The following is a 5,163-nucleotide window of genomic DNA, read 5'->3' as shown; positions in this document are numbered from 1 at the left end:
AGATTCCAGACACGCTGCCGCAAAAGCCCTGTACGACGGGTCGGCGACCGCGGCCAGCTCTTCAGCAAACAGCTCGACTCCAGCCACCATAAGGACCATCCCCTTTCTTGAATTAAAACACCCTGCCGGGAAAACAGCAGGGTTTTTCGACTAAGACCGGACCCTCAGCGCATCGGACAGCCGCAGAGCAAACCAGGCCGGGCTCTCCGGCTTTATGTCCAGGTGCCTGCGGGCAAACCCCGTCCGCGCCACCAGCCGCCCCAGGAGGGCGGACCGGGACCCGGCCCATGTCAGACAGTGCACCAGGAACATTTTGAACCAGAACCGCCGCGACCTGTACAAGCAGTGGACGGCAGCCTCCTGGTCCTGATAGGACCTGTAGCACTCCTCGCACATGTCCACGGTGACCAGTACCCGCCTGGTCTCGAAGCCCACCACCCAGGCAGGCCGGCGCACCCGGCAAAAGTAGCATACTTCCATTTTTGTCCCCCTTCCCGGTCTTTTTTACCGGCGGCCTTCAAAGGCGCCGTAGAATTAAACCCTGTCTCCGGTGTCTTAAAAGCACCGGCAGTTATAACCGCGCTCCATTCTGCCCCGCTCCCCGCGGGGCAGCAAGCAGCACAGCTACTTCCCAACGGAAACCGTGGTGGTCACCGTCCTCCTGACAGTCACCGGCACGCCCTCGATTGTAAGAGTTACGGACGACACCTCTTCCCTGTAGAGCTTCAAGAACACGTCGTCTATCCCCTTACCGTATGAGGCGGGCCAGCTGGCCACCAGGGGCCGGTACCCGTTCCGCTTGAGGCTCTCGACAAAGTCCCCCAGCGCCTTCGCGACGCTGGGGTTGGTCCTGCTGTCCGCGTCGAAGGCCACCACGGGGTCCCTGCAGCTCAACGCCTCAAGCACCCCGTCAACGTCCTTCCACGCGCTTACCCCGGGGACGCCCACAAAGGGAGTGTTCAGCAGCGCCGAGGCCACGTCGGCCTTCAGGGGGCCTTCCGTCACCCACACCTTGCCCCTCCCTCCCGTGTAGTGGGTGGGAGCCTTCGAGGACGTCCCGTTGGGCATCCCGTGGGACGAGAACCAGATGTACTTCCCCTGGTCCAGCCTCACCTGCAGGGCCTGTATCCTGCCCCGCACGTCCTTCACCGGAATTAAATACCCGGCCGGGCTCACGAAGTCCCAGAAGGGACCGTACCTCCCGTTCCGCGTGAAAAAACCGGGCACCCCTTTAAGAGAATAACCCTTCTCCAGGAGGTACCTGGTCACTTTCCAGCGGAATTTCGCGTCCTGGGGAACAGATTTGTAGAGGTTGTCGTGTATCTGCACATCACTCAGGCCGCGCCGCAGCAGGTCGGCTTTGTGCGGAGGGTCCAGCTTGAGAAGACCCAGAAACATCCGGTAAACCCTGTCCCTCTCCTCTATATCTGCCGCTTCCCCATCTTTACTGCCTTCACTATCTCCGGGGACCGGCACGCACTCCGGAAACTCCCCGTCCCGGAGCTGCCTGTAAGCAGTCTTCGCGTCCACCCCGCGGCACCTGGCCCACAGGGTGACCGCGTTCCCCTCCTCCCCGCACCGGTGGCACTTGAAGACCCCGGTCCCCGCATTGATATACAGGTGCCCTTTATTGGGGTGCTTCGCGGAGTCGCCGCAGAAGGGACACCGGTATATCCTTTCGTTTCCGGGGCCTTTCTTCGTGAACCGGAGGCCGAGCCTCTCAGCGACTCCGATAATGTCGAAGTCCTTCAGGCGGATCACCCCCTGGAAAAACTGCAGGGGGACGCGCGTAAGGCTCCCCCCCTCGCTTTCTGGACCGTGCAGGGCGCGGACTAGCTCGCCGCGATGTCCCTGAAAGATACGCTCTCTCGTTTCACCGCCCCCAGCTCCTGGAGCACGTCTTCGCCCCAGCCCAGCTTTTTGACCTGGGTGGCACCCAAACTCAAAAAGTCAAAGGGGTCCCTGCCCTCCTGCCTGATCCTCTCAAACGCGGCCTCCAGCGACCTCGCGTCCCACTTCCAGTAGACCGAAGGCACCAGGGCGAACTGCCTGCTCCCCACGACCACCGGCCCGCAGGCCGACACGTAGGCTTTTAAAATATCCTTCATTTGACCCAATGCAGTGTCAAGCCGTAGAATTTCTGCTCCTAGAGATTCAGCCTCCTGGTAGGTCCTCACCTCCCCGGGTACAGGAGGGAGGTTGCCGTCAACACACTCCGCCGCGTACTCGCAGCTCCGGCAGGCGTCCCCGGCCCTCGCCGGGAAGAGCTCCCGGTGGTCGCCGCCCTCGCTCACCCTGCAGAGCCTGTCCTGGATCTCCCGCGCCAGCGCGTACGCCCACTCACGCGCACCCTCCATGTCCCGGTAGGAAAACTCGTGCTCCAGGACCTCGTTCAACCGCAGGAAGACCAGCTTCCCCCTCACGGCCTTCCCCGTCCTCCTGGAAAGGTACCACGCATACAGCCCCAACTGGTGCGTGTCCGCGGGACCGTACGCCTTCCGGTTGGTCTTCCAGTCAATCAGCTCGATACGGCTCCCGTCCCGCCACAGGTCTATATACCCCTGGACCTGCGGGGCAAACGGGTCCTCCCCGTCCAGGGGGACCACAAAGTGCTCTTCCACCCTGTTCCCCGGGTGAAACTCCCGCAGGACAATGTCCCTGTAGGTGAGACTGAATACCTCTTCCGGGTCTATTTCGAGCGGGGAGGCCGCCAGCACCGCCTCCGACGCCACGCGGAAGAACACCTCGTCCTTACGCCCGAGCCTCATGGCCGCCTCAATGACCGCATGCGCGGCCTTCCCGGTCACCAGCGCCTCAGTGGGCGCCCCCCCAGCGCGCAGGCAGTAGTACCGGTAGAACGCCGCCGGGCAGGACTCGTACCTGGACAGCCGGCTGTACGAAAATACTTCCATCCCCACCGGCATCACTCCACACCCCTCCCTATTTTTTTGACTATCACTGACTTTCTGACTGTTACTGACCTTTTGACTATCGCTGACCTTCCGGCTGCGGGCTACAACCCCGCGATGACCTTCTTGAGCACCCTCCCCAGGGCCCGGGGCAGCACCCCGATGTCCCTGACGTACACCAGGTTGCTGTAAATTCTCTGCGCCTGAGCAAGATGGCTTTCAGGGCCGAAGTACAGCCCGATTACCCCGACGCCCGCCCTCTCCGCCTCCCGGACAGCCAGAGCGGTGTCCCTAACCCCTCTCCTGCCCGCGTAGTCCAGGTAGGGCATGCACGGCATCCCGTCCGAAAGAACAATGAGCACCTTCTGCTCCTCGTTCCTGAGAAGCAGCTCCCTGACGGCCACCCTGATGGAGTAGCCGTCCCTGTTCTCGGAAACGGCCTCCAGGCGGGCGATAGCGTGCTTCCTGTCAGCTTCGCCGAAACCCACCGCCCGGTAGTGCGTCACGTCGCTCCCGCTGGAAACCATACCGGTAAACCCGGTCACGCTCACCGGAACCTTCAGCCTCTCGCACACCTCGTAAAGCAGGCACGCAGCGCCCCTCGCAGCACGCATCCTGGGACCCATCATGCTCCCGCTGCAGTCCACCAGCAGGTAGACCGCCAGCCGGGGAGTGTCGCCCGGCTCGCTCACCCTGTAGAAAATCCCCGGGTCCCCCGTCCTGAGCTTCCAGAGAGCCCCGCAGTCCAGCTTCCCTTTGCGCAAATTGCGCTCCCTGACGGCGGCCCTGTACTCCAGGACACGGCGAATTTCTTCCACAGTCCTGGACACGTACCCCTTCACCCCGGAGTAGAGGTCTTCGTACTCGACCCTGGCGTACCTGTCAGGATCGAGTTTTTTAAGGACGAACTTAACCCCCCTGTGTACATCACGGGAAAGTTCTTTCGCAATCTCTTCCTCCGAGATGTCCGCCGCCGGGACCTCCAGCCTCGCGGCCCGGGAGGCCGCCGCCTCGATGGTCTCCAGCTCTTCCCCGGCGGACTCGAGTATTTCCAGGTAGTCATCCATGTCAATGTCGCCTCCCGAAGGTTCTCCGCCTCCGGGAAGTTCCAAAGGAATTCCCGAACCCCGTTCCTCGTCCGGGGATTCATCACCGCTTTCTTCCGGGGACCCCTCTTCCGGCAGGTCGTCCTCGAATTCCTCAAAGAAACCTTCATCCGGGAATTTCCCTTCTGGTAGGTCGTCCAAGGAGTCTTCAGGCTCTTCAAGTTCCGGGAAGCCTTCACCGTCCGGGTATTTTTCTTCCGGAGAGTATCCGCCATCTTCTTCGATGGTTTCCAGATCTTCGCTGCCCGGAGATTCTTCTTCCGAAGGACTTTCGTCACCCGAAAATCTTTCAGGTTCTTCTTCCGGCAGGTCTCCTTCCGGGGGTCCCCCGCCGCCGGGCCCTTCTTCCGGAAGATCCCCAAAAGAATCATCTTCAAAAGAATCTCCTTCAGAAGAATCTCCTTCAGGGGAATCTCCTCCAGAAGAATCTCCTTCTGGGGAATCTCCTCCAGAGGAATCTTCCTCCAGAAAATCCCCTTCCAGAGAGCCTTCTCCCGAAAGATCTTCCCTTTCCAGAGAACCTTCCTCCAGAAAATCTTCTTTTGAGAAATCCACTTCCTCCGGCGGAGCAGGAGAGACTGCCCGCTCACCCTCACCCGGCCCGAGCTCGTCCAGGCGCTCCCCGCGGCCGGTCTCGTCACCGGAACCGTCGATATCAAAACTCTCCTTCTCGTCTCCACTTCCGTCTTTTTTCTCTTCCCCGCAGTGGGAATAGGATTCTTTTCGAGAGACTTCCGGCAGCTCCGGCTCCCGGCGCGGGTCCAGCCCCCCTTCCGGCGCCCCCTCGGGAGAACCGGTCCCCACCGCAAGTACTTCTCCCGGGGGAGCGTACGAGGAAAGATAGCTTTTTACGATATCCAGAACCCTTTCCGCGCAATCCAGGGCGCCGCGGGTGTCTTTAGCCAGCCGACCCGCGTCGATGTGCGGGGCGCACTCCCTGACCAGTCCCATCACGTCCTCCTGAGACGCGATGGAGCCCGGCACCCTCCCCACCACGGCGTAGCAGGCCAGCGCACCCAGGAGCGCCCCGGGCCCCGTGCCCCAGTCCTTCCGGTTCACGAAGATGTAGTCATTCACGAACCGAAACCACAGCATGGCACCCGGATAGATGTTGGACATGCACCTCTCTATCCGGGCGTCTTCGATGA

General features: G+C 61.6%; 5 protein-coding genes. 1 reads left to right on the top strand and 4 read right to left on the bottom strand.

Going from position 1 to position 5,163, the window contains the following annotated elements; all coding sequences use genetic code 11:
• Positions 1-150: 150 nt before the first annotated feature.
• Positions 151-480 (bottom strand): hypothetical protein, encoded by a 330-nt coding sequence (locus tag ACPLUI_RS15135; protein WP_424661068.1) that lies wholly within the window; start codon positions 478-480, stop codon positions 151-153.
• A gap of 144 nt (positions 481-624) precedes the next feature.
• A complete protein-coding gene (locus tag ACPLUI_RS15130) occupies positions 625-1,530 on the bottom strand; it encodes a DUF3854 domain-containing protein (RefSeq protein WP_424661067.1) in 906 nt (301 codons plus the stop codon).
• 51 nt (positions 1,531-1,581) lie between these two features.
• On the opposite strand from ACPLUI_RS15130, the gene ACPLUI_RS15125 reads away from it, so the two are divergent.
• Positions 1,582-1,836 carry a hypothetical protein gene (locus ACPLUI_RS15125; protein WP_424661066.1) on the top strand — a complete coding sequence of 85 codons (255 nt, stop codon included), beginning with the start codon at positions 1,582-1,584 and terminating at the stop codon, positions 1,834-1,836.
• On the opposite strand, the gene ACPLUI_RS15120 is transcribed toward ACPLUI_RS15125, so the two are convergent.
• The gene (locus tag ACPLUI_RS15120) at positions 1,833-2,924 is read right to left on the bottom strand and encodes a RecB family exonuclease (RefSeq protein ID WP_424661065.1); all 1,092 of its coding nucleotides are present in this window, start codon (positions 2,922-2,924) and stop codon (positions 1,833-1,835) included. The two genes, ACPLUI_RS15125 and ACPLUI_RS15120, sit on opposite strands and share 4 nt — an antisense overlap.
• A gap of 89 nt (positions 2,925-3,013) precedes the next feature.
• Positions 3,014-5,163 (bottom strand): cobaltochelatase CobT-related protein (locus tag ACPLUI_RS15115; RefSeq protein WP_424661064.1); only part of this gene is annotated, 2,150 nt, incomplete at its 5' end.

The sequence above is a fragment of the Desulfofundulus sp. genome (assembly GCF_049701015.1).
Taxonomy (GTDB): Bacteria; Bacillota; Desulfotomaculia; order Desulfotomaculales; family Desulfovirgulaceae; genus Desulfofundulus.
This window is presented reverse-complemented; position numbering and strand designations above follow the sequence as displayed.

What these genes read in the sequence shown, in the direction of transcription:
- ACPLUI_RS15120 (WP_424661065.1), bottom strand. Translation starts at nt 2,924, where the DNA reads ATGCCGGTGGGGATGGAAGTATTTTCGTACAGCCGGCTGTCCAGGTAC.
- ACPLUI_RS15135 (WP_424661068.1), bottom strand. Translation starts at nt 480, where the DNA reads ATGGAAGTATGCTACTTTTGCCGGGTGCGCCGGCCTGCCTGGGTGGTG.